This window comes from Serinicoccus shuyuelongi (assembly GCF_045032955.1).
Lineage (GTDB): Bacteria > Actinomycetota > Actinomycetes > Actinomycetales > Dermatophilaceae > Ornithinicoccus.
Window position 1 is genome coordinate 167,572 of record NZ_JBJFZU010000002.1, and the last position, 23,115, is coordinate 190,686.

23 protein-coding genes are annotated in these 23,115 nt (G+C 70.6%); 14 read left to right on the forward strand and 9 right to left on the reverse strand.

What is annotated here, in order from left to right; translation table 11 throughout:
* Positions 1-3: 3 nt before the first annotated feature.
* From sigM to ACI3EY_RS00985, 6 genes are all read left to right on the forward strand, one after another.
* Entirely contained in the window at positions 4-570 is a 567-nt protein-coding gene (sigM, locus tag ACI3EY_RS00960; protein WP_405039099.1) for an RNA polymerase sigma factor SigM, read from the forward strand.
* Positions 571-738: 168 nt separating this feature from the next.
* Positions 739-1,647, forward strand: a complete 909-nt coding sequence (locus tag ACI3EY_RS00965; protein WP_405039100.1) for a hypothetical protein — start codon at positions 739-741, stop codon at positions 1,645-1,647.
* A 108-nt stretch (positions 1,648-1,755) separates the two neighbouring features.
* Positions 1,756-2,739 (forward strand): thioredoxin-disulfide reductase, encoded by a 984-nt coding sequence (trxB, locus tag ACI3EY_RS00970; protein WP_405037003.1) that lies wholly within the window; start codon positions 1,756-1,758, stop codon positions 2,737-2,739.
* A gap of 45 nt (positions 2,740-2,784) precedes the next feature.
* Positions 2,785-3,108 carry a thioredoxin gene (gene trxA, locus ACI3EY_RS00975; RefSeq protein ID WP_405037004.1) on the forward strand — a complete coding sequence of 108 codons (324 nt, stop codon included), beginning with the start codon at positions 2,785-2,787 and terminating at the stop codon, positions 3,106-3,108.
* A 341-nt stretch (positions 3,109-3,449) separates the two neighbouring features.
* Entirely contained in the window at positions 3,450-4,271 is an 822-nt protein-coding gene (locus ACI3EY_RS00980; RefSeq protein WP_405039101.1) for a ParA family protein, read from the forward strand.
* Entirely contained in the window at positions 4,268-5,401 is a 1,134-nt protein-coding gene (locus ACI3EY_RS00985; RefSeq protein ID WP_405039102.1) for a ParB/RepB/Spo0J family partition protein, read from the forward strand. Before ACI3EY_RS00980 ends, ACI3EY_RS00985 begins: the two co-directional genes overlap by 4 nt.
* Here ACI3EY_RS00985 and rsmG read toward each other — a convergent pair.
* The 6 genes from rsmG to rpmH all read right to left on the reverse strand — a co-directional run bounded on the left by rsmG (position 5,340) and on the right by rpmH (position 8,722).
* A complete protein-coding gene (rsmG, locus tag ACI3EY_RS00990; RefSeq protein WP_405039103.1) occupies positions 5,340-6,041 on the reverse strand; it encodes a 16S rRNA (guanine(527)-N(7))-methyltransferase RsmG in 702 nt (233 codons plus the stop codon). The genes ACI3EY_RS00985 and rsmG overlap by 62 nt on opposite strands.
* Before the next feature lie 5 nt (positions 6,042-6,046).
* Positions 6,047-6,709 (reverse strand): Jag family protein, encoded by a 663-nt coding sequence (locus tag ACI3EY_RS00995; RefSeq protein WP_405039104.1) that lies wholly within the window; start codon positions 6,707-6,709, stop codon positions 6,047-6,049.
* An 81-nt stretch (positions 6,710-6,790) separates the two neighbouring features.
* Positions 6,791-7,771, reverse strand: coding sequence for a membrane protein insertase YidC (gene yidC / locus ACI3EY_RS01000; RefSeq protein WP_405037009.1), 981 nt, complete (start codon positions 7,769-7,771; stop codon positions 6,791-6,793).
* A gap of 7 nt (positions 7,772-7,778) precedes the next feature.
* Positions 7,779-8,159, reverse strand: a complete 381-nt coding sequence (gene yidD, locus ACI3EY_RS01005) for a membrane protein insertion efficiency factor YidD (RefSeq protein WP_405037010.1) — start codon at positions 8,157-8,159, stop codon at positions 7,779-7,781.
* Positions 8,156-8,554 carry a ribonuclease P protein component gene (locus ACI3EY_RS01010; protein WP_405039105.1) on the reverse strand — a complete coding sequence of 133 codons (399 nt, stop codon included), beginning with the start codon at positions 8,552-8,554 and terminating at the stop codon, positions 8,156-8,158. Before ACI3EY_RS01010 ends, yidD begins: the two co-directional genes overlap by 4 nt.
* A 30-nt stretch (positions 8,555-8,584) precedes the next feature.
* The gene (gene rpmH, locus ACI3EY_RS01015; protein ID WP_405037012.1) at positions 8,585-8,722 is read right to left on the reverse strand and encodes a 50S ribosomal protein L34; all 138 of its coding nucleotides are present in this window, start codon (positions 8,720-8,722) and stop codon (positions 8,585-8,587) included.
* Positions 8,723-9,109: 387 nt separating this feature from the next.
* On the opposite strand from rpmH, the gene dnaA reads away from it, so the two are divergent.
* The 8 genes from dnaA (at position 9,110) to ACI3EY_RS01055 (ending at position 20,918) form a co-directional block, all read left to right on the forward strand.
* A complete protein-coding gene (dnaA, locus tag ACI3EY_RS01020; RefSeq protein WP_405039106.1) occupies positions 9,110-10,621 on the forward strand; it encodes a chromosomal replication initiator protein DnaA in 1,512 nt (503 codons plus the stop codon).
* A gap of 501 nt (positions 10,622-11,122) precedes the next feature.
* Entirely contained in the window at positions 11,123-12,256 is a 1,134-nt protein-coding gene (dnaN, locus tag ACI3EY_RS01025) for a DNA polymerase III subunit beta (protein WP_405039107.1), read from the forward strand.
* Positions 12,257-12,304: 48 nt separating this feature from the next.
* The gene (gene gnd / locus ACI3EY_RS01030; RefSeq protein ID WP_405039108.1) at positions 12,305-13,285 is read left to right on the forward strand and encodes a phosphogluconate dehydrogenase (NAD(+)-dependent, decarboxylating); all 981 of its coding nucleotides are present in this window, start codon (positions 12,305-12,307) and stop codon (positions 13,283-13,285) included.
* Between the two features lie 24 nt (positions 13,286-13,309).
* Positions 13,310-14,551 carry a DNA replication/repair protein RecF gene (locus ACI3EY_RS01035; protein ID WP_405039109.1) on the forward strand — a complete coding sequence of 414 codons (1,242 nt, stop codon included), beginning with the start codon at positions 13,310-13,312 and terminating at the stop codon, positions 14,549-14,551.
* Entirely contained in the window at positions 14,544-15,104 is a 561-nt protein-coding gene (locus ACI3EY_RS01040; RefSeq protein WP_405039110.1) for a DciA family protein, read from the forward strand. Before ACI3EY_RS01035 ends, ACI3EY_RS01040 begins: the two co-directional genes overlap by 8 nt.
* 269 nt (positions 15,105-15,373) lie before the next feature.
* Positions 15,374-17,491: a DNA topoisomerase (ATP-hydrolyzing) subunit B gene (gyrB, locus tag ACI3EY_RS01045; RefSeq protein WP_405039540.1), complete on the forward strand. Its 2,118-nt coding sequence runs from the start codon at positions 15,374-15,376 to the stop codon at positions 17,489-17,491.
* A gap of 29 nt (positions 17,492-17,520) precedes the next feature.
* Positions 17,521-20,202 (forward strand): DNA gyrase subunit A, encoded by a 2,682-nt coding sequence (gene gyrA, locus ACI3EY_RS01050; protein WP_405039111.1) that lies wholly within the window; start codon positions 17,521-17,523, stop codon positions 20,200-20,202.
* Complete coding sequence (locus ACI3EY_RS01055; protein WP_405039112.1) at positions 20,199-20,918, forward strand: DUF3566 domain-containing protein; 720 nt, start codon at positions 20,199-20,201, stop codon at positions 20,916-20,918. The genes gyrA and ACI3EY_RS01055 overlap by 4 nt, the downstream gene beginning before the upstream one ends.
* 77 nt (positions 20,919-20,995) lie before the next feature.
* Here the strand turns inward: ACI3EY_RS01055 and ACI3EY_RS01060 are convergent, their stop codons facing one another.
* The 3 genes from ACI3EY_RS01060 to ACI3EY_RS01070 are packed head-to-tail and all read right to left on the reverse strand — an operon-like array spanning position 20,996 to position 23,039.
* Positions 20,996-21,232, reverse strand: a complete 237-nt coding sequence (locus ACI3EY_RS01060) for a helix-turn-helix transcriptional regulator (protein WP_405039113.1) — start codon at positions 21,230-21,232, stop codon at positions 20,996-20,998.
* 2 nt (positions 21,233-21,234) lie between these two features.
* A complete protein-coding gene (locus ACI3EY_RS01065) occupies positions 21,235-22,092 on the reverse strand; it encodes an ABC transporter permease (protein WP_405039114.1) in 858 nt (285 codons plus the stop codon).
* Entirely contained in the window at positions 22,089-23,039 is a 951-nt protein-coding gene (locus ACI3EY_RS01070) for an ABC transporter ATP-binding protein (RefSeq protein ID WP_405039115.1), read from the reverse strand. Before ACI3EY_RS01070 ends, ACI3EY_RS01065 begins: the two co-directional genes overlap by 4 nt.
* Positions 23,040-23,115: the final 76 nt, after the last annotated feature.

A 23,115-nucleotide genomic window follows, 5' to 3' on the forward strand; every position in this document is an offset into this window, starting at 1 on the left:
GGTATGCCCGTGGCCGGGCCGGCGGAGCTCGCGGAGCTGGACGACCACGAGCTGCTGCGCCGCCACCAGGGCGGAGACGCCGACGCCTTCGGCGAGATCTTCCGTCGCCACCGGGACCGGATGTGGGCCGTCGCCCTGCGGACCACCCGGGACCCCGAGGTCGCCGCCGACGCCGTCCAGGACGCCTTCCTCAACGCCTTCCGCCGGGCCGGTTCCTTCCGCGGCGACTCCCAGGTGACCACCTGGCTGCACCGGATCACCGTGAACGCGTGCCTGGACCGGATCCGGCGTCAGCGGCCCACGGCGGACCTCGCCGACCACGACCCGGTCGAGCCCCGCGACGCCCACCACTCGGTGGAGGTGCGCCTCGACGTCCAGGAGGCCCTGGCCCACCTGCCCGAGGGCCAGCGGCTGGCGCTGGTCCTCGTCGACATGCACGGTCTGAGCGTCGCCGAGGCCGCCGCCGTGCTCGAGGTGGCCGAGGGCACCGTGAAGTCCCGCTGCTCCCGGGGCAGGGAGGCGATGGCCGAGCTGCTCGGTCTGCGCCGTGATGGCAAGGCGACCCGGTGAGTGCCCCGGGCGCGGTCGCCATGACGCCCACCACAGGGGGTTCCGCCCGGACCGGGGGAACCGATGCCCGGGGCCACTCGTCGTACCCCCGTGGGCAGGTCCCGGTGCCGGGCACCGGAGCGCCCGCACCCACCACAGCCACCGGCAGCGAGAGGAGGTCCACCCGTCGTGACCACGCCTGAACCCCCCGACCAGGACAGCACCGGCCCGCGGCCGGAGGAGGACGACCCCACCGGCGTCCGCGCGCTCCTCGCCGGACTCGCCGACCCCGGACCCATGCCGGAGGACCTCGTCCGGCGGATCGGGGCCCGCCTGGAGGTGGAGCGGGCATACCTCGCCGGGGGTCGACCGGACACCCTTCTGGACCAGCACGGGGACCGCGTCATCGACCTCGGCGACCAGCGCAGCCGGCGGCGACCCGGGCGCACGCTGGCCCTGCTCGGGGCGGCGGCCGCCGGACTCGCGGTGACCACCGTCGCCCTCACCCAGGTCCTGGGCGGCACGGACGACGTCGGCATCGGCACCGCGGCGCAGTACCCCTCCCGGGACGCCGGCGGGAGCGACAGTGCGGGGAGCGACGACAGCGCGGGCGGCGCCGGTCCGGAGAGCGTGGCCGGGACGGACGACATGCAGGACCAGGGCGGTATGGGAGAGGACGGCTCCTCGGCGACGCAGGACGGCATGGCCGGGTTCGACGGGGAGAGCGGTGCCGAGTTGCTGGCACCCTCGGTCGAGGTGATCGTGCTGCCGGCTCTGGGCCGCGTGCAGGACGCCGACTACGGCGACCTCATCCTGCGCGAGAGCATGGAGGGGGCCCGCGGGACGAGCTCCCGGGCGTCCCTCACCGCCACCCAGGCCCGGACCTGCTGGGAGGGCATCGATGACAGCGGGTGGACCGACCGTTACGCAGCGCCCGCCACCTACGTCCCGGACGCCTCCGGCACTGAGGACGTCGTGGTCCTCCTGGGTCTGGACGAGGCCGGTGCCGGGCACGCCTGGGTGCTGCCGGAAGGGTGTGTCACCTCCACCGACGTCGCCCCCCTGGATCCCGCCGGCACGGCGCTCCCGGCCCCCTGACCGGCCTTCGAGCGCAGGGCCCGGCGAAGCGGAACAAGTTCGTCCTAGGATCGGTTGACCACAACGTCTCGACCGCGTGATCCGCGCGCCCCCGTCAGGAAGGCTCCCATGTCCATCGATCTGACTCCTCGACCCTCGACCGTCGGGAGCTCCGGCGACGAGGTGCGCGAGGTCATCATCATCGGTTCCGGCCCTGCCGGCTACACGGCTGCGGTGTACACCGCACGCGCCAACCTGACCCCCCTGGTGTTCGAGGGGTCGGTCACTGCGGGCGGCGCGCTGATGAACACGACCGAGGTGGAGAACTACCCCGGCTTCCCCGAGGGGATCATGGGCCCGCAGCTGATGATGGACATGCGTGAGCAGGCCGAACGCTTCGGTGCCGTCATGCTGCGCGAGGACGTCGTCGAGGTCGACCTGGACGGGCCGGTGAAGACCGTCACCGACGCCGCCGGGGACGTCCACCGCGCCCGCTCGGTCATCCTGGCCATGGGGTCGGCCTACCGGGAGCTCGGGCTGCCGCGTGAGCAGCAGCTCTCCGGGCACGGTGTCTCCTGGTGCGCCACCTGCGACGGCGCGTTCTTCCGGGACCAGGACATCCTGGTGGTCGGTGGCGGCGACTCCGCGATGGAGGAGGCCACCTTCCTCACCCGCTTCGCCCGCCAGGTCACCGTGGTCCACCGCCGTGACGAGCTGCGCGCCAGCAAGATCATGGCAGACCGCGCCCAGGAGGACCCGAAGATCACGTTCGCCTGGAACTCGGGCGTCACCGAGCTGCACGGCGATCCCAAGCTCAGCGCCGTCACCCTGCAGGACACCGTGACCGGTGAGCTGCGCGAGGTGCCGGCGACCGGACTGTTCATCGCCATCGGTCACGACCCCCGCAACGAGCTGGTGCGCGGCAAGGTCGAGCTGGACGACGAGGGGTATGTCGTCGCCCAGGGTCGCGGCAGCGCGACCAGCGTCCCCGGCGTCTTCGCCTGTGGTGACCTGGTCGACCACACCTACCGCCAGGCCATCACCGCTGCCGGCAGCGGATGCGCCGCCGCCCTCGACGCCGAGCGCTACCTGGCCGCCCTCCCGGTGGCCTGACCCACTCCCACCCTGTCCGACACCGCCTGCGAGAGAAGGAAACCCATGGCTATCACCACCACCACCGATGCGACGTTCACCGAGGACGTGCTGCAGCACGACGGCCCCGTTCTCGTCGACTTCTGGGCGCCCTGGTGCGGCCCGTGCAAGATGATCGCACCCATCCTGGAGGAGCTCTCCGCCGAGTGGGGCGACTCGCTCAAGGTCGTCAAGCTCAACACCGACGAGAACCCGCAGACCACGCAGCAGGCGGGCATCACGGGCATCCCGACGATGCACGTCTACTCCGGCGGCGAAGTCGTCAAGACCGTGGTGGGCGCCCTCCCGAAGAAGAAGCTGGCCTCCGAGCTGGAGCCCTTCACCGCCTGACGTCACTCTCTTCGGGGCTCGGCGTCCCGACGGTTGTCCACAGCCGTCCACATGGGTTATCCACACCCTGTGGGCGGCTGTTCCCGTCTCCGTGCGCACTTGGTCCGCGGCGGCTGATCAGCGATGATGGACCCCTCATGACTGACGCACAGAGCTTGGGCTGGCCTCGCCGGCACTCCAGCACAGGTCTCCCGCACGGCTTCAGCAGCACTCACACTCTGGGATGGCCCGCGGTGAGCACGCCCGTTCCACGTGGAACGGAGGCATCGCCAACACGCCACGATCCACGTGAAACACCTGAGTCCGCACCCGACGAGGAGGTCGCCGTTTCACGGGAAACCATGCAGCCGACACCAGAGGTCACCAGCGACGACGGATGGAACGGGACCAGGATCGTGACGGTGTCCAACCAGAAGGGTGGCGTGGGGAAGACCACCACCACCGTGAACCTCGCGGCAGCCATGGCGTTGTCGGGCCTGCAGGTGCTGGTCATCGACATGGACCCCCAGGGAAACGCCAGCACAGCGCTGTCGATCCCGCACACCAGCGGCACTGCCGGCATCTACGACGTGCTCATCGACGGTCTTCCGATGGCCGAGGTGATCCAGAGCTGCCCCCAGGTGCCGAACCTGGTCTGCGCACCTGCCACCATCGACCTCGCGGGGGCGGAGATCGAGCTGGTGCCGCTGGTGGCCCGGGAGAACCGTCTCCGGCGTGCGCTTGCCGTCTACCTGAAGGACCACCCGGTGGACCTCGTCATCATCGACTGTCCCCCCAGCCTGGGTCTGCTCACGGTGAACGCTCTCGTCGCCGCGCGCGAACTCCTCATCCCGATCCAGTGCGAGTACTACGCACTCGAGGGGCTCAGTCAGCTGCTCAAGAACGTGGAGCTCGTGCAGGCGCACCTCAACGCCGAGCTGCGGGTGTCGACGATCCTGCTCACCATGTTCGACGCCCGCACGCGGCTGTCCGCAGATGTCGCCGCCCAGGTGCGTGACTACTTCGGGGACCAGGTGCTGCAGAGCGCGATCCCGAGATCGGTGCGGATCAGTGAGGCACCCAGCCACGGTGAGACCGTGATGACCTACGACCCGGGTAGCACCGGGGCCCTGTCCTACGCAGAGGCAGCCGCGGAGATGCGGCGCCAGAAGGAGTCAGCATGACCGAACGGCGACGAGGACTGGGCAAGGGTCTGGGTGCCCTCATCCCGCAGAGCGATGACCGCACCGGAGCGGACCGCCCCCGCGACGTGTTCTTTCCCCGGAGCGAGAGGGCGAGCGACCCACGGGTCACCGGCGACCTTGAAGGGATGACGTCCGCGGAGGGTTTCACGGGAAACATCGACGCGGACGCCGGCACGGACGCAGATGCAGGCGCGGATGCACATTCAGATGCACCGTCCGCCAGCGGTCAGGACCGCCCCGGGCACGGGGACGGCGCACATGCCCAGAACGGCGAGCAGTCCCTGGCGCCCGTCCCGGGCGCGACCTTCGCGGAGATCCCGGTCGAGGACATCCGCGCCAACCCGCGCCAGCCCCGGGCCGTCTTCGACGAGGACGACCTCGCTGAGCTGGTGGCGAGCATCTCGGAGATCGGCGTCCTTCAGCCGGTCGTCGTGCGGATGGTCTCGGAGGCGGACATCGCCGCAGGTCAGCCCCCCTTCGAGCTGGTCATGGGCGAGCGTCGGCTGCGGGCCTCCCGTCAGGCGGGGCACGCGACCATCCCCGCCATCGTCAGAGTCACCGACGACGAGCACATGCTGCGGGACGCCCTGCTGGAGAACCTCCACCGGGCCCAGCTCAACCCGCTCGAGGAGGCTGCGGCATACCAGCAGCTGCTCGAGGACTTCGGCTGCACGCACGACGAACTGGCGTCTCGGATCGGTCGCTCCCGGCCGCAGATCAGCAACACCATCCGGCTGCTCCGGCTGCCGCCCATGGTCCAGCGCAGGGTCGCCTCCGGGGTGCTCTCGGCGGGCCATGCCCGGGCGCTCCTGGGTCTTGAGGACGGTGCCGCGATGGAGCGCCTGGCCCAGCGCATCGTGGCTGAGGGGTTGTCCGTGCGTTCGGTGGAGGAGATCGTGACGCTGGGTGCGGACGACGCCCCCGCCACCCGGAACCGGTCCACCCGGCCGACCCCGGCGCCCGAGCTTCAGTCGCTGGCGGAGCGGCTGGCCGGACAGCTGGACACCCGCGTCCAGGTCTCCATGGGTCGGCGCAAGGGCAAGATGGTCATCGAGTTCGCCGGGACCGACGACCTCCAGCGGATCCTCGACCTGCTCCAGCGCGACTGACGTCCGCGGGGCGGACGATCTCGACGACCCGCACCGGGCCACCCTCCTCGCCCTCCCCGAGCACGTGCAGCCTGCTGTCGGTGACCCCACGACGACGGAGCAGGTCCCCGGCCTGCTCCAGCTCGTCCTGGGCGGCCTCGCCCTTCAGCGCCAGCAGCCGGCCACCGACGGGAAGCAGCGGGAAGGACCACGCCACCAGCTTGTCCAGCGAGGCCACGGCACGGGCCGTCACGACGGGAGCCTGAAGCTCCATCTCGTCGGCCCGTCCGCGGTGGACGCTGACCTGCTCCAGACCCAACTGACGGACCGTCTCCTCCAGCCAGGTGGTCCGCCGCAGCAGCGGCTCCACCAGATGCACCCGCAGGTCCGGCCGGGCCAGGGCCAGCACGATCCCTGGTAGGCCCGCCCCGGACCCGATGTCGATGACCTCGCTGCCCTCGGGCAGCAGGGACTCCATCAGCGCGCAGTTGACGAGGTGGCGCTCCCACAGGCGCGCGGCCTCCCGCGGCCCCACCAGCCCGTGGCTGATCCCGGTGGTGGCGAGCAGATCGGCATACCGCTGGGTGAGCGGCAGTCGCGGGCCGAAGAGCCGACGCGCCAGCTCGGTCGGCTCCGGAGCCCGCTGCTCCGGTGCGTCCATCGGTCTCAGTCGGCCGGCTGGATCACGACGTAACGGGACGGCTCCGCACCCTCGGAGCTCGAGCTGAGGCCGGCGGCCAGCACCTCGTCGTGCACCACCTTGCGCTCGAACGCGGTCATCGGATCGAGCTCACGACGCTCACCCGAGGACTGCACCTCGGCGATGGCCGACCGGGCCTGCTCCACCAGGGCGCTGCGTCGCCCGGCACGGTGGCCTGCGACGTCCAGCATCAGGCGGCTCCGCTCACCGGTGTCCGCCTGCACGGCGAGCCGGGTGAGCTCCTGCAACGCCTCCAGCACGGAGCCGCTGGGACCGACCAGGGTGCGCGGGGCCGCACCGTCCTCGGAGTCCACGATCGCCACCGCGGCACGGTCACCCTCCACGTCGACCTCGAGGTCACCGTCCAGGTCGGCGATGTCCAGGAGGGTCTCCAGGAAGTCTGCCGCGACCTCACCCTCACGCACCAGGTCGTCCCGCGAGGACGTCGACGCGCTGCTGCCGGAGAGCGTGCCGGTGTCGGTGTCGGTCTCGCTGTCTGTGCCCGCAGGGGTCTCCGTACCGGCGGTGGCGGCACCGCCGTGCTCGTCCGGAACCGCATCCTCTTGTATGACCTGAGTCACATCGTCAGGGGTCTCGGTCGGTGCCTCGGGACCTGGGGTGCTGCTCATGTCGTCTCCTTGCTCTGGGCCACCGGCCGCGCGTGCGGCGCGACCGGCTCCGGGTGGGTCAGCTGCCTGGGGGTGGCGCGGTCAGCGCTTCTTGCTCCGCTTCTTGCTCTTGGGCTGGACGCGCTGGCCACCGGAACGTGCCTGCGCCTCGGCCTCGGCGGCGGCCGCCTGGCGCTCCGCCATGAAGTTCGGGTTCTTCAGCTGCACCCCGGTGGCCGTGCGTCCCTTCTTGGCCATCCGTGCCTTGTACTTCTCCTCGGCCGGGGTGTTGGGCGCCGGCATGTTCCGGATGATGAGGAACTGCTGGCCCATCGTCCAGAAGTTGCTGACCGTCCAGTAGATGAGCAGGGCGATCGGGAAGTTCACGCCGGTGACCGCGAAGACGATCGGCAGGATGTAGATCAGGATCTGCTGCTGCCGTGCCATCGGGCTGTTCAGCGCCTCGGGCGACATGTTCTGCCGCATCAGCTGGTGGCTCGTGATGAACTGCGTCACCGACATGATGGCGATCAGGATGAGTGCCAGAACCTTGGCCGAGAAGTCCTGGTCGTGCAGGAACGTCGAGGTCAGGCCAGCGTTGAAGACCTCCGACTCGGCCATCTTGGTGGCCAGCTCCCGGGTGAAGAGGCCCAGCGGGTCCGACTCCCCCCGCGAGACACCCTCGGCGGTGTTGAGCAGCCGGAAGAGCGCGAAGAAGAAGGGCATCTGGATGAGCAGCGGCAGGCAGGCGCCGAAGGGGTTCGCCCCGGCGTCCCGGTAGAGGCCGAAGGTCTCCTCCTGGAACGCCTTCTGGGAGGCCTGGTCCTTCTTCCCCTTGTACTTCTTCTGGATCTTCATGAGCTCCGGCTGCACGATCTGCAGGCGGCGCTGGCTCTTGATCTGCCGAATCATCAGCGGGGTCAGCAGCGCGCGCAGCGTGACCACCAGGCCGATGATCGCCAGCACCCAGGTCCACCCGCTGGTGTCCTCCATCCCCAGCTGGGTGAGCAGCCACTCGAAGCCGACCAGGATGGCGGAGTCGAACCAGATGAAGGGGAAGAGGATCGTGTCTAAGAAGCCCATTGGTTCCTCAGTCTCGTCGGTGAGACGTGCTCACCGGGGTGGTCGTCGGCCCGGGGTCGTCCCCGGCCGCAGGGATGTCAGGGTGCTGCCGCGACGCCGTGCCCGACGTGCGCAGCGGGACGTGGTCCACACCACCACGCGCCCAGGGATGGCAACGCAGCACCCGACGGACGGTCAGCCACGTGCCGCGCAGCAACCCGTGCCGCTCCAGGGCTGTCACACCGTACGCCGAGCAGGAGGGGTAGTAGCGACAGACCGGGCCGAGGAGTGGCGAGACGGTCACCTGGTACAGCCGGACGAGCCATACCAGGGGCAGCGTCAGCACGCTGCGACGCTCCCCGTCAGGCACCCCGCCGCGGTGCACGTCCCGCATCTGGCCCAGGCTCACGTCCGCACCCGCAGCACCTTCGCCAGGGCGGCGTCCAGGGCCTCGCCCAGCTGGGCCGAGGTGGCCCCGGCCGCCGGCGCGAGGGCCCGCACCACGGTGTCCCCACCCTCGGGCAGTCGAGACAGACGCACCCCCATCTGGACCCGTAGCCGACGTAGCACCCGGTGCCGGACGACGGAGTTCCCGACACCCTTGGACACGGCGAAACCTACTCGGGGACAACGCCCTTCGGCCATCGACGGAAGATTGTCGGCGGCAGGATCGGGCAGAGCGACGTGCACCACGAGGAGGTCGGTCCCGGCCCGGCTACGACGACGCCCGTCGGTGGAGGCGCGCCCACGCATCACGGCCCGGTAGTCCTCCGGTGCGGTGAGGCGGTGGCGGCGAGGGAGCATCGCGGCAGCCGTGGTCGGCGCCGTGAGCTCTCAGGCAGACAGGCTGGAGCGGCCCTTGCGGCGACGGGCCGCCATGATGGCGCGGCCGGCACGGGTCCGCATACGCAGCCGGAAGCCGTGCTTCTTGGCGCGACGACGGTTGTTGGGCTGGAAGGTGCGCTTGCTCATCGTGGTGCTCCGGTCGAGAGGTGACGGTCGGTGGTCGGCGCCGTGTCGGCCGCCAACGGAGGCCCAGGCGTGTCGGGAACGCCTGGGCAGGCGAAAGCGGCCGGAAATCGGCCTCCTCAACGGTACGGGAGCACCCCCGGCCGGTCAAACCCGCGGACCGGGACGCACAGGATCGCACCGAACAGGACATCATGGCCCCGTCCTCCGCGCGTCGGCGGCACGACACGCCGCGCCCGACCTGATCCTGCCGCCGGTCACTTGCGGGGGACGGTCCCGCTTGTTAGCGTCAGCGCTTCCGACGAGACATCCACCCTTCTGTCCACACCTTGTGGACAAGTCTGTGGACAACTCGATCCCCGTACCACCTCGAGAGGGGCCGACCCACCCATGTCCCAGCCCCCCGGCACCTCGGCCGAGGTGTGGCACCGCGTGGTGTCCGAGCTGGAGGAGGGTGGCCTCGCCGCGCGGGAGCGGGCATTCCTGAGGCTGACCCAGCTGGTCGGCCTGCTCGACTCGACCGCCCTGCTGGCGGTCCCGTACCCGCACACCAAGGACATGCTGGAGACGACGCTGCGGCAGCCGATCGTCGAGGCCCTCTCACGCGAGCTCGGCACCGAGGTCCGCCTGGCGATCACCGTCGACGACGACCTGCGACGCGAGGTCGAGGACGAGGCCGACGAGCCCCCGGGTGACGACGCGCTCACCCGCGAATCGCTGACCAGGCCGGCCTCCGAGCCCAGCTACTCCGACCGCTCGTCGGGCGATACCGGGCGCGGAGCCGGCGGCGGGGTGCCGACGGCGGGGGGCAACGGCATACCTCGACCGGCGACGCCGGCCGGGCCTGCGGTGACCGGGGCCGCCGACGAGGCGCGGCTGAACCCGAAGTACACCTTCGACACGTTCGTCTCCGGCGCCTCCAACCGGTTCGCCCACGCCGCCTCGCTGGCGGTGGCCGAGTCGCCCGCCCGGGCCTACAACCCGCTCTTCATCTACGGCGAGTCCGGTCTGGGAAAGACCCACCTGCTGCACGCCATCGGGCACTACGCGCGCAAGCTGTACCCGGGCGTCCGGGTGCGCTACGTGAACTCCGAGGAGTTCACCAACGACTTCATCAACTCCATCCGCGACGACAAGGCCGGCGCCTTCCAGCGCCGCTACCGCAACGTGGACTTCCTGCTGGTCGACGACATCCAGTTCCTGCAGGGCAAGGAGCAGACGGTCGAGGAGTTCTTCCACACCTTCAACACGCTGCACAACAGCGAGAAGCAGGTCGTGATCACCTCCGACCAGCCGCCCAAGCGGCTCTCCGGCTTCGCCGAGCGGATGCGCAGCCGGTTCGAGTGGGGACTGCTCACCGACGTCCAGCCGCCGGACCTGGAGACACGGATCGCGATCCTGCGGAAGAAGGCCGCCCAGGAGGGTATGCAGCTGCCGGACGAGGTGCTCGAGCACATCGCCAGCCGGATCAGCACGAACATCCGCGAGCTGGAGGGCGCCCTGATCCGGGTGACCGCCTTCGCCTCGCTCTCCTCCCAGAACGCCGACGCCGACCTGGCCGCACACGTGCTCAAGGACATCGTCCCGGGCAGCGACACCGCGCAGATCACCGTGTCGACGATCACTCGCGAGGTCTCCGAGTACTTCAACATCAGCATGGACGAGCTGTGCGGCGCCTCCCGTTCGCGCACGCTGGTGAACGCCCGCCAGGTCGCGATGTACCTGTGCCGTGAGCTCACCGACCTCTCGCTGCCCAAGATCGGGCAGGAGTTCGGCGGACGCGACCACACCACGGTCATGCATGCCGAACGCAAGATCCGTGCGCAGATCGGCGAACGTCGTGCGCTGTACGACCAGATCGCCGAGCTCACCGGCATCATCCGCCGCGCCTCGCAGCGCTGAGCACCCCCTCGCGCCGCCTCCAGGCACACCAGGGTTGTCCACACCTGTGGATAACCCTGTGTGTTGTTGCTCATCGTTCACCACCGTCACATCCGTCGCGTCGTCACCCGGTCCGGACGACCCTTGACCAGCGCTGCACGGGTGTGCACGACCTGTGGACAACCTGCGCATCTCTGCAGGCCAGGCTGGGGACGGACGGTGCAGCGACCCGACCGGCATGGGGACGGGCGGTGCCGCCCCACAGGCGCGGTCGACGCGTCCACCGAGGTGTCCACCCGGCATACACAGGGTGTCGACGGGCTCGCCACGCATGCCGACCAGCACGGACGACCTCCGATACAAGAGTTATCCACAGTGTCCACAGGCCCGATGACGACGACTAGTCCCTTATCCCTGGATCGCTGCTCCTGCGTCCCTGGGGGCGGGCCTGCACCTTTTCGGACCGGACGTGGCAGAGTTGCCCACACATATTGTCCGCGTGAGCCGGAAGGCCGAGGTGTCGTGAAGTTTCGTGTCGAGCGAGATGTCCTCTCCGAGGCGGTGGCATGGGTCGTCCGTGGCCTGTCGAACCGTCCGCCCGTCCCTGTCCTGGCCGGCGTCCTGCTGACCGCCGACCCGGAGGGAACGCTCACCTTCTCCGCCTACGACTACGAGGTGTCCGCCACCGTCACGGTGGAGGCCGACGTCGAGGAGGGCGGTCAGGTCCTGGTCCTGGGCCGCCTGCTCGCGGACATCGCGCGCAACCTGCCGGCAAAGCCGGTCGAGCTGAGCGCCGAGGGGACCAAGGTCTCGCTGACCTGTGGCTCGAGCCGGTTCACCCTGATCCAGATGCCGGTCGGCGACTACCCCCAGCTCCCCGCGCAGGCCTCGGCCAGCGGATCCATCCCCGGGGATGCCTTCACCCAGGCCGTCAGCCAGGTCTCCATCGCCGCCGACCGCGGCGACACCCTCCCGATCCTCACCGGGGTCCGGGTCGAGATCGAGGGCGAGAAGGTGACCCTGCTGGCCACCGACCGCTACCGGCTCGCGATGCGTGAGCTCACCTGGAACCCGAGCACCTCGGACGCCAGCCACGTCTGCCTGATCCCCGCCCGCACCCTCTCCGAGACGGCCAAGTCGCTGGGGGCCAGCGCGGCCGTCGATCTGGCCTTCGGGGACGCCGGCCACGGCGACGGGTTGGTCGGTTTCGAGGCCGGCCGGCGCCGCACCACCACCCGCCTGCTGGACGGCGAGTACCCCAAGGTCACCTCGATCTTCCCGAGCTCGGTGGACACCGTCGCGGTGGTCGAGACCCAGTCCCTCATCGAGGCGGTGCGCCGGGTCGCCCTGGTCGCCGAGCGCAACACCCCGGTGCGCCTGCGCTTCACCGACGGCCAGCTGGCCATCGAGGCCGGTACCGGCGACGACGCCCAGGGCAGCGAGGCTGTGGAGTCCACGCTGGAGGGCCCGGAGGTGGAGATCGCCTTCAACCCGCAGTTCCTGCTGGACGGGCTCGGGGTGCTGGGCCATCCCTACACCCGGTTGTCGTTCACCCAGCCCTCTCGGCCGGCCGTCGTCTCCGGGCAGGCCGAGCTCGACGGCGACCCCGACGATTCCTACCGCTACGTCCTGATGCCGGTGCGCTTCGCCGGCTGAGCGAGACCAGCACGACCGTCCCGAACCTCGACAGCACAAGGAGCAGCGATGAAGATCGGCATGATTGGCCTGGGCAAGATGGGCGGCAACATGCGCGAGCGGCTGCGCAGCGCGGGTCACGAGGTCGTGGGATTCGACCTCGACAAGTCCGTACGCGACGTCGACAGCCTCGAGGAGATGGTCGGCCAGCTGGAGAGCCCGCGGGTGGTGTGGGTGATGGTCCCGCACGGGGCCCCGACCCGCAGCACCGTCGAGGCGCTGGGCGAGCTGCTCTCCGAGGGCGACCTGCTCATCGAGGGCGGGAACAGCAAGTACACCGAGGACCGGGAGCTCGACGCGATCCTGGAGCCGCTCGGCATCGGCTACGTCGACTGCGGCGTCTCCGGCGGGATCTGGGGGCGGGAGAACGGCTACGGCCTGATGTGTGGCGGGCGTCCCGAGCACGTGGAGATCGCGATGCCGATCTTCGACGCGCTGCGCCCCGACGGTCCCCGCGAGGAGGGTTTCGTGCACGCCGGCGACGTGGGCGCCGGGCACTACGCCAAGATGGTGCACAACGGCATCGAGTACGGCCTGATGCACGCCTACGCCGAGGGCTTCGAGCTGCTGACCGCCAAGGACATCGTCAAGGACGTCCGGGGATGCTTCCAGGCGTGGAGCCGGGGCACCGTCGTTCGGTCGTGGCTGCTGGACCTGCTGGTGGACGCGCTGGACGAGACCCCCGGTCTGGACGGCATCAGCCAGTACACGACCGACTCCGGTGAAGGCCGCTGGACCGTCGAGGAGGCGCTGGACCTGGCGGTGCCGATGCCGGTCATCAGCGCCGCGTTGTTCGCCCGCTTCGCCTCCCGGCAGGAGAACTCCCCCGCCATGCAGGCGGTGGCGGCGCTGCGCGGCCAGTTCGGTGGGCACGCGGTCAAGATGCTCGACGACGAGGACACCCGCGACGCCGACCAGGTCGAGGTCCACCAGGGCGCCGAGCCCAAGGACGACGAGCAGGGCGAGACCCGCCCCGGCGACGGCTCCTGAGCCGGAGGTACCCGTAGTGAGCCCGTGCACCTCCGGCACCTGAGCCTGACCGACTTCCGCAGCTACCCGCACGCCGAGGTCGACCTGGCCCCTGGGGTCACCGTGCTGCTCGGCCGCAACGGGCAGGGCAAGACGAACCTGGTGGAGGCGGCGGGCTACGTGGCGACCCTGGGCAGCCACCGGGTCGCCCAGGACGGGCCGCTGGTGCGGGCCGGTGCGGACTCGGCGATCGTCCGGGCCACCGTGGTGCACCAGGGCCACGAGTCGCTGGTGGAGCTCGAGATCGTGCCGGGCAGAGCCAACAAGGCCCGGCTCAACCGTTCCCCCATGACCCGCCAGCGGGACGTGCTGGGGACGTTGCGCAGCGTGCTCTTCGCACCTGAGGACCTGGCCCTGGTCAAGGGGGACCCCTCGGAGCGGCGCCGGTTCCTGGACGACCTGCTGGTCGCCCGTCAGCCGCGGTGGTCCGCGGTCCGGGCCGACTACGACAAGGCGCTGCGGCAGCGGGGGGCGCTGCTCAAGCAGGCGTCCCACCTGTGGCGCGCACCCTCCCGGGCGGGACGCTCGGGCGGATCAGGACGGTCCGGGCCGCAGCTGACCGCCGGGCAGACGTTGGAGGAGGCCCGCGCCGGGGCCCTGGCGACGCTGGAGGTCTTCGACGAGCAGCTGGCCCAGATCGGTGCGGCCCTGCTCTACGCCCGGCTCCGGCTGCTGCGTGATCTGCGTCCCTACCTGCAGGAGGCGTACCGGACCATCAGCGACAGCGAGACCCCGGCGCAGGTCACCTACCGCAGCAGCCTGGCCCCGGGGTCGGCGGAGGCGACCGCCGTCGAGGCCGGCGAGGTACCTGAGCAGGAGCAGCTGCGGACGGCGATCCTGTCCTCGATCGAGGCGGTGCGGACCCAGGAGCAGGAGCGGGGGGTATGCCTGGTCGGCCCGCACCGGGACGACCTGCTGGTCACCCTCGGGGACCTGCCGGCCAAGGGGTATGCCAGCCACGGCGAGTCCTGGAGCCTGGCCCTGGGGCTGCGGCTGGCCGGCTTCCACCTGCTCCGGCACGACCTGGGCACCGACCCGGTGCTGGTGCTGGACGACGTCTTCGCCGAGCTGGACTCCGGGCGCCGCGAACGGCTGGCCGAGCTGGTCGCCGACTGCGAGCAGGTGCTGGTCACCGCCGCCGTGCACGAGGACGTCCCGGACCGGTTGCTGGGGGCGCAGGGGCAGGTGCTGGACGTCACGCTCGGCGAGGTGGTCCGCCGTGCCTGACCCGGAGCAGCCGGGGCAGCCGGGGCAGCCGGAGGGGTCGACCCCGCCGGAGCAGCCCGAGGTCGACCCGCTGGACGCGGCGCACGAAGCGCTGGACCGGGCCCGCAGCATCGCCCGGGGCAAGGGCCTGCGACCGGGGTCCCCCGCCGCCCGGAAGCGGCGCGACGCCCACCCCGGGGTGGTGGACCCGAAGAGCCGCCGGGACCCGCAGCCGCTCGGGCAGGAGATGGACCGGCTGGTCACCAACCGGGGCTGGGCGGCGGACGTCCAGGTCGGCCAGGTGGTCGGCCGGTGGCCGGGGATCGTCGGTGAGCAGGTGGCCGCCAACGTGGAGGTGGTCGCCTTCGAGGGCACCGTGCTCACTGTCCGGGGGCGCTCCAGCGCCTGGGCGACCCAGATGCGGCTGCTGGCCTCGACCGTGCTGAGCCGGATCGAGGAGCAGGTCGGCGAGGGCGTGGTGACCGAGATCGTGGTGCAGGGACCGGCCGGGCCGCACTGGCGCAAGGGTCCGCTCTCCTCCGGGGGCCGGGGGCCGCGGGACACCTACGGCTGAGCCGAGAGGGCGGGGACGACGCAGAGCGGCTTCGGCAGGAGGCACCGCCGCGCATGAGGGGGGAGTCCTGATCCGGGGTCGCGTCGCTCTCAGTGGCCCTAGCGGGCCTCGGATGAGCAGATCGGGTGTGGAAAAAGTCGGATTCCGGCGGTCACCGGGGTAGACTGAGTCGTCTTTGACCATCCTTGTGAGGAGCCCCCTTGAGCACTGTGGGAGCAGACGACGGATCGACCGCCCCGCACCACGGCACCGCGGACGCCCAGGCAGCGATGCCTGAGCTGCCGGAGGTCCCCGCCGAAGAGGGGGCACCGGAGTCGCTGGCCACGGCGCCGGCCTACGACGCCTCCGCGATCACCGTGCTGGAGGGCCTGGAGGCGGTGCGCAAGCGCCCCGGGATGTACATCGGCTCCACCGGTGAGCGGGGGCTGCACCACCTCGTGTGGGAGATCGTGGACAACTCCGTCGACGAGGCGCTCGCCGGTCATGCGGACCACATCGACGTCACCCTGCTGGCCGACGGCGGCTGCCGGGTCGTGGACAACGGCCGGGGGATCCCGACCGGCATCCACCCGGTGGAGAAGAAGCCGGCGATCGAGCTGGTGATGACCCAGCTGCACGCGGGGGGCAAGTTCGGCGGCGGCGGTTACAAGGTCTCCGGTGGGCTGCACGGGGTCGGCTCGTCGGTCGTCAACGCACTCTCCAGCGTGCTGGACGTCGAGGTCCGTCAGCTGGGGCACGTCTTCCGGCAGACCTACCACCTGGGGGTGCCGCAGGCCCCGCTGTCGAAGGACGAGGAGATCGGGGCGGAGGACCCACGACCGACCGGGACCATGATCACCTTCTGGCCCAGCGCCGACATCTTCGACGCGATCGTCTTCGACTTCGAGACCATCCGGGCCCGGTTCCAGCAGATGGCCTTCCTGAACAAGGGCCTGACCATCACGCTGACCGACGAGCGCCCGCGGGAGAGCGAGCCGGTCGACGTCGACGCCCTGGACGAGGAGCTCGACGGCGACGACGGTGACAACGTGGCCACCGAGGACGCCGGGTCGGGCGCCGAGGGGGGCACCCGCGAGCAGAAGCCGCGGACCATCAGCTACCGCTACGACAACGGCCTGCTCGACTACGTGACCTACCTGAACCGGTCCAAGCGCAGCGAGCCGGTGCACGACGAGGTGGTGGCCTTCGAGAACCACGACACCGAGCGGATGCTCTCGCTCGAGGTCGCCATGCAGTGGACCACCGCCTACACCGAGGCCGTCCACACCTACGCCAACGCGATCAACACGCACGAGGGGGGCACCCACGAGGAGGGCTTCCGCTCCGCGCTGACCCGGCTGGTCAACGACTTCGCCCGCGAGCAGAAGCTGCTCCGCGAGAAGGACGTCAACCTCACCGGTGACGACATCCGCGAGGGGTTGACCGCGGTCATCTCGGTCAAGCTCGGGGAGCCGCAGTTCGAGGGCCAGACGAAGACCAAGCTGGGCAACTCCGAGGTGCGGGGCTTCGTGCAGACCGCCATGTACGAGGAGTTCGGGCACTGGCTGCGGGCCCACCCCCGCGAGGGCAAGGAGATCGTCGGCAAGGCCCTCCAGGCGGCCACCGCCCGGATCGCGGCCCGCAAGGCGCGTGACGCCACCCGGCGCAAGGGTCTGCTGGAGTCCGGCGGGCTGCCCGGCAAGCTGCGCGACTGCCAGTCCAACGACCCGACCATCTCCGAGGTGTTCATCGTCGAGGGTGACTCGGCCGGCGGCTCGGCGGTGCGGGGCCGCAACCCGCACAACCAGGCGATCCTGCCGATCCGCGGCAAGATCCTCAACGTCGAGAAGGCGCGGATCGACCGCATCCTGGGCAACCAGGAGGTACAGGCCCTGATCAGCGGCTTCGGCACCGGCATCGGCGAGGAGTTCGACATCGCCAAGGCGCGGTACCACAAGATCGTGCTGATGGCCGATGCCGACGTGGACGGGCTGCACATCCGGACCCTGCTGCTGACGCTGCTCTTCCGGTTCATGAAGCCGTTGATCGAGGCCGGCTACGTCTACCTGGCCCAGCCGCCGCTGTACCGGGTGAAGTGGACCAACGCCGAGCACCAGTTCGCCTTCACCGACCGGGAGCGCGACGTCCTGGTCAACGAGGGGCTGAGCAAGGGCTGGCGGCTGCCCAAGGACACCGGTATGCAGCGCTACAAGGGTCTGGGCGAGATGGACTACAACGAGCTCTGGGAGACCACGATGAACCCGGACTCCCGCATCCTGCTCCAGGTCTCTGTGGACGACGCCGCCAAGGCGGACGAGATCTTCGCGGTGCTCATGGGCGAGGACGTCGAGAGCCGGCGCGCCTTCATCCAGCGCAACGCACGCGACGTGCGTTTCCTGGACATCTGACGGCATACCTGAACTGAGCAAAGGGAACCATGGCTGACGACAACATGACCCCCGACCTGCCCGAGATCCCGGACGCGAGCCACGCGGTCGCGGCGGCCGACGAGGCGCTCGAGGCGGCGGTGAACTCCGGCGGTGACCGGATCGAGCCGATCGACATCAACGCCGAGATGCAGCGCAGCTACATCGAGTACGCGATGAGCGTGATCGTGGCGCGGGCCCTGCCGGACGTGCGCGACGGCCTCAAGCCGGTGCACCGCCGCGTGCTCTACGCGATGTATGACGGTGGGTACCGTCCCGACCGGGGCTTCAACAAGTGCGCGCGCGTCGTCGGCGACGTGATGGGCAACTACCACCCGCACGGTGACGGCGCGATCTACGACGCCCTGGTCCGCCTGGTGCAGGACTGGTCGATGCGGCACCCGCTCATCCAGGGCCAGGGCAACTTCGGCACCCCGGGTGACGACCCGGCCGCGGCACCGCGGTACACCGAGTGCCGGATGCACCCGCTGGCCATGGAGATGGTCCGGGACATCCGCGAGGGCACCGTCGACATGGTCGACAACTACGACGGCAAGACGTTGGAGCCTGCTGTCCTGCCCTCCCGCTTCCCGAACCTGCTGGTCAACGGCTCAGCCGGGATCGCGGTCGGGATGGCGACCCAGATCCCGCCGCACAACCTGCGGGAGGTCGCCAGCGGGGCCCAGTGGCTGCTGGAGCACCCGGAGGCCAGCCGCGAGGAACTCCTCGCCAAGCTGCTCGAGATCATCCCCGGCCCGGACTTCCCGACCGGTGCGCTGATCATGGGCAAGAAGGGCATCGAGGACGCCTACCGCACCGGCCGTGGCTCGATCATCATGCGGGCCGTGGTCGAGGTGGAGGAGATCCAGGGCCGCACCTGCCTGGTCGCCAGCCAGCTGCCCTACCAGGTGAACCCGGACAGCCTGGCCAAGAAGATCGCCGACCTGGTCAAGGACGGCAAGATCGGCGGCATCGCCGACCTGCGGGACGAGACCTCGGGGCGGACCGGCCAGCGGCTGGTGGTCGTGCTCAAGCGCGACGCGGTCGCCAAGGTGGTCCTGAACAACCTCTACAAGCACACCCAGCTGCAGACCTCCTTCGGCGCCAACATGCTGGCGCTGGTGGACGGGGTGCCGCGCACCCTGCCCATCTCGGCGTTCATCCGGCACTGGGTGGACCACCAGGTCGAGGTCATCGTCCGACGCACCCAGCACCGGCTGCGGGAGGCGGAGGACAAGATCCACGTCTTCCGGGGCCTGCTCAAGGCGCTCGACCAGCTGGACGAGGTCATCGCGCTGATCCGGCGCAGCCCGTCGGCGGAGGAGGCCCGGGGTGGCCTGATGGAGCTGCTCGGGATCGACGACCTGCAGGCGCGGGCGATCCTGGAGATGCAGCTGCGGCGCCTCGCCGCGCTCGAGCGGCAGAAGATCGTCGACGAGCACGACGAGCTCGAGACGATGATCAAGGACTACGAGGACATCCTCGCGAGGCCCGAGCGGCAGCGCTCGATCATCTCCAGCGAGCTGTCCGAGATCGTCGACAAGTTCGGCGACGACCGGCGCACCACGATCGTGCCCTTCGACGGGGACATGTCGATGGAGGACCTGATCACCGAGGAGTCGGTGGTCGTCACCATCAGCCGCGGCGGGTACGTCAAGCGGACCCCGGTGCGCGAGTACCGCGCGCAGAACCGGGGCGGCAAGGGCCGCCGTGGCACGTCGCTGCGTGCGGACGACGTGGTGCAGCACTTCTTCGTCACCAGCACCCACCACTGGATGCTGTTCTTCACCGACCAGGGTCGGGTGTACCGGGCCAAGGCCTACGAGTTCCCCGAGTCCGGCCCGACCGGCAAGGGTCAGCACGTGGCCAACCTGATGGCCTTCCAGCCGGACGAGAAGATCCGCTCGGTGCTGCCGCTGCGCGACTACGAGCAGGCGCCGTACCTGCTCCTGGCCACCCGCAACGGGCTGGTCAAGAAGTCGCGGCTCACCGACTACGACTCCCCCCGCTCCGGCGGCCTGATCGCGGTCAACCTGCGCGACGGCGACGAGCTGGTGGGGGCGGCACTCGCCTTCGGCGCGGACGACGTGCTGCTGGTCTCCAGCCAGGGTCAGTCGGTGCGCTTCCCGGCGGCCGACGACACGCTGCGCCCGATGGGGCGGGCGACATCCGGTGTCACCGGGATGAAGTTCCGCGGAGACGACCACCTGCTGGCGATGCAGGTCGTCGCCGAGGGCACCGACCCCTTCGTCTTCGTCGTCTTCGAGACGGGGATGGCCAAGCGCACCCCGGTCTCGCAGTACCGGCTGCAGGGACGTGGCGGACTGGGCATCAAGGTCGCCAAGGCCACCGACAAGGCGGGCTGCGTGGTCGGGGCCCTCACCGTGGACGAGACCGACGAGGTGCTGGTGCTCACCGAGCGGGGCAACGTGGTCCGCTCCGCGGTCGGCGGCGAGAACGGGGTCCGGGTGACCGGGCGTGACACCCAGGGCGTGATCTTCGCCCGCCCGGCCAAGAACGACGCGATCGTGGCGGTGGCCCGCAACGCCGAGTCGGCGGCCGAGGAGGAGCTGGTCGAGGCCGTCGACGGCGAGCGTCCAGCCGAGGACCAGAGCGATGACGTACCGTCGGCGGAGTCGGCCGGCGACCCGCCGGTGGATGAGGTGCAGACCACCGAGGGAGACGACGCATGAGCACCACGCCCGAGAACTCGGGGTCCTCGTCGCCGTCCACCTCCACGGAGGAGTCCGGGACGACCGCGTCGTCGTCCGGTGCGTCCGCGCCCGAGGAGTCGTCGAGCTCACGGCCGTCGATGAAGGACAGCGCGATGGCCCGCACCGCGCAGGGTCGTGACCTGGCCGCGCGCAAGGCGCGGGCGTTGCGTGGCGCGACCGCAGGGCTGGCCTCCGGCTCCGCGGCCGGCGCGACCGCGGGCCGCGGTCAGCAGCCGCCCCGCGGGTCGCGGGAGGCACCGGCGGGCAGCCAGGCCCGGACCTCCGGCAACCGCTCACCCTCCCGTCCGGCGCCGCGGCGTGGGGGCCCCCGCCGGGTGCGGCTCACCGCCCAGCGGATCGACCCCTGGTCGGTGCTGAAGATCAGCTTCCTGGTGTCGGTGGCGCTGGGGATCTCCGGCGTGGTGATGATCGCCGTGCTGTGGACCGTGCTGTCCGGGATGAACGTCTTCTCGACCCTCAACGACTTCCTCGGCCAGGTCACCAGCGGTGAGACCGGCGGTCCGTCGTTCGACCTGTCCGACTACCTGGGCTTCGGCCGGGTGGTCGCGCTGACCGCGGTGCTGGGCGTCCTCAACGTCTTCCTGCTGACGGCGCTGGCGACCCTGTCGGCGTTCCTCTACAACATCTGCGCCGCCCTGGTGGGCGGCGCCCAGGTGACCCTCTCCGACGAGTGACCCGTTCCCGACCGGGCGAGCGTTGTGTTCTGACTGGGCGAGCGTTCTGTTCTGACCGGGCGAGCGTTGTGCTCTCCTCAGTCGGCCCCGATCCGGGGGAACGGTGACCGGGAGAACACGGTCTCAACCGGGACCTCGAAGAACTCGGCGATCTGCAGGGCCACCTGCAGAGACGGGCTGTACTCGCCGCGCTCCAGGTAGCCCACTGTTTGGTAGTGCACGCCCAGGGCGCTCGCCAGCTGCCGTCGGCTGATCCCGCGCTCCACCCGCAGCACGGCGATCCGGTTGTAGACCCCTGCCGCCTCGTCCCCCACCCTCAGTAGCCCTTGCTCAGCACCCGGTCGCGGGCGGCGGCGACGGCGCTGCCGGACTGCCGACGCGCCATCCGGCGCAGCAGGACCGGTGCCAGGAGCAGGCCGACGACCGCCCACCCGAGCAGTACCATCAGCGCCAGCACGAGCCGGAACTCGCCGCCGATCTCCCCGGCTGCGGCCTCGGCCGGCAGCAGCACCGAGCGCACGGCGTGCCCGATCCAGTAGAGCGGGGTCGCCTGCGCGATCGCCTGGATCGGGGCCGGCCAGCTCGCGATCGGGTAGAAGACGCCGGACAGGGCGGCGAGGGCATACACGCCCATCATCGCGAAGCCCAGACCGAGCATGGTCCGGAACACCGAGCCGAGCACGGCGCCCCACGGCAGCATCGCGGCGACCGAGAGCAGGAACACCAGGACCAGCAGCAGCCAGCCGCCGAGGGAGTCCGGCATCACCCCGGGGAGCAGCAGCGAGACACCGAGCACCGCGGGCAGCAACGGCACCATGGCGTCCAGCGGAGCGGCCATCAGCTTGGCGACCAGGTGACCGGTCATGCCGTGCGGGACCGCCTTGGCGCGCAGCAGGGTGCCGTCGTCACGCTCGTACTGGAGCTCGCTCGCGACGCCGATGACTGCCGCCGCGACGACACCGAAGGCGAGGAAGCCGCCCATCAGGTAGACGCTGGCGGCGACCTGCCCCTGCTGGAACTCCACGTCGCGGAGCAGCCAGATGACGCCCAGCATGAAGAGCGCGAAGCCGACCGTCCCGATCCCCCCGACGGAGGTGTACTTGCGGATCAGCGTGGTGCGCGCCTGCCGTCGGGCCGCTGTCACCACGGCCAGCGGAACTCCGGATCGACTCATGGCTGCTCCTGCAGGCTGGTGACGGGGTCGCGGGTGGGCTCGCCGGACTCGGCCCGGCGGACGATCTCGATGTAGGCGTCCTCGAGCGAGGCGGCGCGCACCTCGAGCACCTCCACCTCGCCGGGGCGGCGGGTGAGCATCTCGGTCAGGTATGCCGTGGGGTCCGGGGCCGCGTGCACGCTCACCTCTCCGGTGCGCCGGTCGCGCAGCCGCACCTCGGTGGAGCGGGACAGCTGGTGGCGCAGCGCGTCGGGGGTGCCGTTGGCGACCAGGGAGCCGTCGGCGAGGATCAGCAGCCGGTCGGCGACCTTCTCCGCCTCGGCGAGGTCGTGAGTGGTGATCAGGATGGTGGTGTCCAGGTCGGCCAGGTCGGAGACCAGCTCGTGCACGTCTCGCCGCCCGGCCGGGTCGAGACCGGTGGAGGGCTCGTCGAGGAAGAGCACCTCGGGTCGGCCGACGAGGCCCACCGCGACGTCGAGCCGCCGGCGCTGACCACCGGAGAGCTTGTCGATGCGTTGCCCGGCGTGTTGACCCAGACCCACCCGCTCCAGCAGCTCATCGATCGGCCACGGGCGGGTGACCTGGTCATCGCTGTAGGGCAGGTAGTAGCCGCTGATGACCTCCAGCAGCTCGCGCACCCGCCAGGTGCCGTGGTCGCGCCAGCTCTGCAGCACCACCCCGACCCGGGCCCGCCAGCTCTCGGGGGCGGTGGCGGGGTCCTGGTCCAGCACGCGGACCTGTCCCCCGGAGGGCCGCCGGAAGCCTTCGAGGATCTCCACGGTGGTGGTCTTGCCGGCGCCGTTGGGGCCGAGCAGGGCCACGACCTCGCCGCGGGCGATGTCCAGGTCGATGCCGTCCAGGACCAGGTGGGTGCCGTAGCTCATGGTGAGGTCGCGGCAGCGGATGACGGTGTCGTCGCCGAGGTGGGGAGGCAGTCCCGAGGTCATGGAGGCAATGTAGTAGGAGTGCTACAGAGCGTGCAAGGGGTACTACGGCAAGCGAGGGGTGCCCTGGGCATTTTGG

What these genes read in the sequence shown, in the direction of transcription:
- sigM (WP_405039099.1), top strand. Translation starts at nt 4, where the DNA reads ATGCCCGTGGCCGGGCCGGCGGAGCTCGCGGAGCTGGACGACCACGAG.
- trxB (WP_405037003.1), top strand. Translation starts at nt 1,756, where the DNA reads ATGTCCATCGATCTGACTCCTCGACCCTCGACCGTCGGGAGCTCCGGC.
- trxA (WP_405037004.1), top strand. Translation starts at nt 2,785, where the DNA reads ATGGCTATCACCACCACCACCGATGCGACGTTCACCGAGGACGTGCTG.
- ACI3EY_RS00980 (WP_405039101.1), top strand. Translation starts at nt 3,450, where the DNA reads ATGCAGCCGACACCAGAGGTCACCAGCGACGACGGATGGAACGGGACC.
- ACI3EY_RS00985 (WP_405039102.1), top strand. Translation starts at nt 4,268, where the DNA reads ATGACCGAACGGCGACGAGGACTGGGCAAGGGTCTGGGTGCCCTCATC.
- rsmG (WP_405039103.1), bottom strand. Translation starts at nt 6,041, where the DNA reads ATGGACGCACCGGAGCAGCGGGCTCCGGAGCCGACCGAGCTGGCGCGT.
- ACI3EY_RS00995 (WP_405039104.1), bottom strand. Translation starts at nt 6,709, where the DNA reads ATGAGCAGCACCCCAGGTCCCGAGGCACCGACCGAGACCCCTGACGAT.
- yidC (WP_405037009.1), bottom strand. Translation starts at nt 7,771, where the DNA reads ATGGGCTTCTTAGACACGATCCTCTTCCCCTTCATCTGGTTCGACTCC.
- ACI3EY_RS01010 (WP_405039105.1), bottom strand. Translation starts at nt 8,554, where the DNA reads ATGCTCCCTCGCCGCCACCGCCTCACCGCACCGGAGGACTACCGGGCC.
- rpmH (WP_405037012.1), bottom strand. Translation starts at nt 8,722, where the DNA reads ATGAGCAAGCGCACCTTCCAGCCCAACAACCGTCGTCGCGCCAAGAAG.
- dnaA (WP_405039106.1), top strand. Translation starts at nt 9,110, where the DNA reads ATGTCCCAGCCCCCCGGCACCTCGGCCGAGGTGTGGCACCGCGTGGTG.
- gnd (WP_405039108.1), top strand. Translation starts at nt 12,305, where the DNA reads ATGAAGATCGGCATGATTGGCCTGGGCAAGATGGGCGGCAACATGCGC.
- gyrB (WP_405039540.1), top strand. Translation starts at nt 15,374, where the DNA reads ATGCCTGAGCTGCCGGAGGTCCCCGCCGAAGAGGGGGCACCGGAGTCG.
- gyrA (WP_405039111.1), top strand. Translation starts at nt 17,521, where the DNA reads ATGGCTGACGACAACATGACCCCCGACCTGCCCGAGATCCCGGACGCG.
- ACI3EY_RS01055 (WP_405039112.1), top strand. Translation starts at nt 20,199, where the DNA reads ATGAGCACCACGCCCGAGAACTCGGGGTCCTCGTCGCCGTCCACCTCC.
- ACI3EY_RS01065 (WP_405039114.1), bottom strand. Translation starts at nt 22,092, where the DNA reads ATGAGTCGATCCGGAGTTCCGCTGGCCGTGGTGACAGCGGCCCGACGG.
- ACI3EY_RS01070 (WP_405039115.1), bottom strand. Translation starts at nt 23,039, where the DNA reads ATGACCTCGGGACTGCCTCCCCACCTCGGCGACGACACCGTCATCCGC.